This is a genomic window from Arthrobacter sp. Hiyo1, assembly GCF_001263615.2.
Lineage (GTDB): Bacteria > Actinomycetota > Actinomycetes > Actinomycetales > Micrococcaceae > Arthrobacter.
This window is the reverse complement of record NZ_DF952472.1, coordinates 337,169-341,080: the sequence shown is the minus strand read 5'-3', so window position 1 is coordinate 341,080 and position 3,912 is coordinate 337,169. Positions and strand designations below refer to the sequence as shown.

Sequence of the window (3,912 nt, the reverse complement as noted above, 5' to 3'; positions counted from 1 at the left end):
GGCCTGCTCGCCCGGCGAACTCGGCGCATGGCAGACCGTATCCTGGGCGCTCGTCCTGGCCCTGCCGTTGATGGCCGGCCTGACAGCACTCTCCGTGTCCCAGCAGCCGCCGTCAGCCTCACCGGTCCAATGGGCCGCTTTTGCATACCTCGGAGTCGTCAGCATGTTCTTCGGCTTCGTCGCCTGGTACCGGGGCCTCGCCGTCGGGCCCATGGCCAAGGTCAGCCAGGTACAACTCATCCAGCCCGTGCTGAGCATTTGCTGGGCAGGGCTGTTGCTGGGCGAATCCCTGGGCTGGACCACGATCGTCGGCGGGCTGGCCGTCATCGCTTGCGCCGGCATCGCGGTCCGGGTCCGCCTTAATCCGCAGCCCGCCGACCAAGGCCGCTGAAGACCAATAGAACACCGAGACCACCCGCCACAGAAAAGGAAGAATAGAACCCATGTACATCCCAGCGCACTTCGAGGCCGGTCCTGACGTGATCCACGACCTCCTGACGCGGCCAGGTGCAGCCAATCTGGTCACCATGACATCACAGGGCATGCTTGCGACTTTCCTGCCGCTCATCTACGAGCCCTCGATCGGCGAACACGGCGCGCTCCACGGACACCTCGCCCGAACCAACCCGCAATGGTCCGAGCCCTCGATCGGGGAATCACTCGTCATCATCCAGGGCGCGGACGCCTACATCTCGCCTACCTGGTATGCATCGAAGGAAGAGCACGGACGCGTCGTCCCGACGTGGAACTACTCCACGGCCCACGTTTACGGCAGGCTTGCCGTCCATGACGACGCCGAGTGGCTCGGGAATCATGTCAGGCGGCTGACCGGGCTCAATGAAGCCCGTTCCGAGCGGCCGTGGTCCGTGGATGATGCCCCGGAGCGCTACGTCTCCGGCCAGTTGCGTGCGATCGTCGGCATCGAGCTGGTGATCAGCCGTATCGAGGCGAAGGCAAAACTGAGCCAGAACCGGCCCGATAAAGACATCATTGGGGTCGTGGCCGGCCTTGGCGCCCAAGGGCACCAGGAGATCGCTGCCGACGTGGCCAGGGCCAGGCAGGATAGGACGCACCGGGACGCGGGCCGCGCCTAGGCAACGTTGCGGCCTGGGCCGGGAGACCCCGGTTAACGAAGCGGCCCCCTCCGTCCGGAGGGGGCCGCTGTCTCTATGAAGTTTTGTCAGCCAGGTGGCCGCGGGGGCCAGCCATTGGGGCTAGTCGGCGAGGACGGGTTCCTTCTCCTGAAGGCGCGCCGTCTCGTCATGCCAGTCCGAAGTCATCGGCCGCAGCGTGGCCTCTACTGCACGTGCGTGGTGGCCGCAGAAGAGCAGCTCACCGCCGGAGGACTCGAGTACAACGCGGACATATGCCTGGGCCCCGCAACGGTCGCACCGGTCGAGTGCATTGAGTGTGCGGTCTGCAACTGCTGTTGTCATGTTCGGCCTCCTTAGTAGTTCTGTGTATCCATATAACCAGCATTCGAAGCAAAACCATGGCAAGGATGGGTCACGTTCGCTGTCCGCGTATCACATGTGCGTAACACCGGGAAGTGGCGTCCAGCACGATTGGGAGTGGCAGCTCTCGTCCGGGCTCCGGGGCAGCTAGCTAGGAGGAGTGTTTTTTGCCTCTGTTACACCCCCGAAGGAGCGCCCCGCCCGTGGCACCGAGTTCTGAATACAACGCCCGGCACCTTTCAGTTTTGGAAGGACTGGAGGCGGTCCGCAAACGTCCGGGCATGTACATCGGCTCCACCGACTCCCGCGGCCTCATGCACTGCCTGTGGGAGATCATCGACAACTCCGTGGACGAGGCGCTGGCAGGCTTCGGACACGACATCCAGATCATCCTCCATGCGGACAATTCGGTGGAAATCCACGACGACGGCCGCGGCATCCCCGTGGACCTGGAACCCAAGACCGGGCTCACCGGCGTCGAAGTTGTCTTCACCAAACTTCACGCAGGCGGAAAGTTCGGCGGTGGCTCCTACACGGCGTCCGGCGGTCTGCACGGCGTTGGCGCGTCGGTAGTGAACGCGCTCTCCGCCCGTCTGGACGTGCAGGTGGACCGCGGCGGCAAGACCTACCAGATGTCCTTCCGCCGGGGCGAGCCCGGACGGTTCAAGGACACCGGCTCGAAGCTCAGCCCGACGTCGGTCTTCGAACCGTTCGTCGAGAACTCGGTGCTCGACGTCGTCGGCAAGGCCAAGCGCGGCGTCACCGGTACCCGCATCCGCTACTGGGCAGACCGGCAGATCTTCACCCCGGACGCGAAGTTCGCCTACGAGGACTTGGCCGCGCGCGCCCGCCAAACGTCTTTCCTCGTTCCGGGCCTCAAGCTCACTGTCCGGGACGAGCGCCGGCTCCCCGGCACCCCCGGCGAGAGCGGCCCGCACCAGGAGGTCTTCCACCACGACGGCGGCATTTCCGAATTCGTCGACTTCCTCGCCGCGGATTCGGGCGTCACGGATATTTGGCGGCTCCATGGTGCGGGCAAGTTCAAGGAAACCGTTCCGGTCCTTGACGAAAACGGGCACAGCAAGATCGCTGAAGTGGAACGCGACTGTGAAGTGGACATAGCGCTGCGCTGGGGAATCGGCTACGAAACCACCATGCGGAGCTTCGTCAACATCATCGCCACGCCCAAGGGTGGCACGCACCAGGCCGGCTTTGAGCAGGCACTCCTGAAGACGTTCCGCAAGGCCGTCGAAACGAACGCGCGCAAGCTCAAAGCGGGCAACGACAAGATTGAAAAAGACGACGTCCTGGCTGGCCTCACGGCAGTGCTGACGGTCCGCTTGGCCGAGCCGCAATTCGAGGGCCAGACCAAGGAAATCCTGGGGACATCGGCTGTCAGGGCGATTGTTGCCAAGGTGGTCGAGGATGAGATCACCGCGCGCCTGAACTCGGCGAACCGCAACGACAAGGCCCAGTCCGCCCTGCTGCTCGAGAAAATCGTCAGCGAAATGAAGTCCCGTATCTCGGCCCGCGTCCACAAGGAAACGCAGCGCCGGAAGAATGCGCTGGAAACGTCGTCGATGCCCACCAAGCTGGCAGATTGCCGCACGGACGACGTCGGACGCTCTGAGCTGTTCATCGTGGAAGGTGACTCCGCCCTGGGCACCGCAAAGCTGGCGCGGTCCTCGGACTTCCAAGCGCTGTTGCCGATCCGTGGCAAGATCCTGAACGTGCAGAAAGCCTCGGTGGGGGACATGCTCTCCAACGCGGAGTGCGCAGCCCTCATCCAGGTGGTGGGTGCCGGCTCGGGCCGCAGCTTCGACATCGACGCCGCCCGCTACGGCAAGGTGATCCTGATGACCGATGCAGACGTCGACGGCGCGCACATCCGTACGCTGCTGCTCACCTTGTTCTTCCGGTACATGCGTCCGATGATCGACGAGGGCCGGGTATATGCGGCCGTCCCGCCGCTGCACCGTGTGGAAGTCATCAACGCCGGCCAGAAGGCCAACGAGATGATCTATACGTACTCGGAGGCCGAACTGCACGTCCTGCTGGCCAGGCTCGCCAAGGAGGGCAAGCGCTACAAGGAGCCGATCCAGCGCTACAAGGGCCTCGGCGAAATGGACGCCGAACAGCTCGCCGAGACCACGATGGATCCGCGCCACCGCACCCTCGCAAAGTGGGGATCGAGAACGCGAAGATGGCGGAGGACACCTTCGACCTACTCATGGGATCGGATGTCGCCCCGCGCAAGGACTTCATTATTGCCGGCGCAGCGGACCTGGACCGGGAACGCATCGACGCCTGATCCGGTGATCCGGTGGGCCTGCGTAGCCCGGCAGCCTGCTCAGTCCAATCCGGTTCAGCCCAGCAAACCCGGGACAATCAGCAAGCCTGTCGGCACAGCGAGCAACATGGCCGACGCCGCGAGGACCAGGGCGCGCTGGGCTGCCGG

At 64.3% G+C, this 3,912-nt stretch carries 3 protein-coding genes and 1 pseudogene; 3 read left to right on the top strand and 1 reads right to left on the bottom strand.

Features of this window, described 5'->3' with window-relative positions; genetic code table 11:
• A partial coding sequence (locus AHiyo1_RS15150; RefSeq protein ID WP_148667609.1) for a DMT family transporter occupies positions 1-391 on the top strand: 391 nt, incomplete at its 5' end.
• 52 nt (positions 392-443) lie between these two features.
• Positions 444-1,094 (top strand): FMN-binding negative transcriptional regulator, encoded by a 651-nt coding sequence (locus tag AHiyo1_RS15145; RefSeq protein WP_059389115.1) that lies wholly within the window; start codon positions 444-446, stop codon positions 1,092-1,094.
• A 120-nt stretch (positions 1,095-1,214) separates the two neighbouring features.
• Here AHiyo1_RS15145 and AHiyo1_RS15140 read toward each other — a convergent pair whose 3' ends face one another.
• Complete coding sequence (locus tag AHiyo1_RS15140; protein WP_059389114.1) at positions 1,215-1,436, bottom strand: DUF7455 domain-containing protein; 222 nt, start codon at positions 1,434-1,436, stop codon at positions 1,215-1,217.
• Between the two features lie 221 nt (positions 1,437-1,657).
• Here AHiyo1_RS15140 and AHiyo1_RS15135 point away from each other — a divergent pair.
• Positions 1,658-3,765 (top strand): annotated as a pseudogene (locus AHiyo1_RS15135) (DNA gyrase/topoisomerase IV subunit B).
• The last annotated feature ends 147 nt before the right edge of the window (positions 3,766-3,912 follow it).

Excerpts from the sequence above, each read along its gene's own strand:
- AHiyo1_RS15145 (WP_059389115.1), top strand. The coding sequence starts at position 444 with ATGTACATCCCAGCGCACTTCGAGGCCGGTCCTGACGTGATCCACGAC.
- AHiyo1_RS15140 (WP_059389114.1), bottom strand. The coding sequence starts at position 1,436 with ATGACAACAGCAGTTGCAGACCGCACACTCAATGCACTCGACCGGTGC.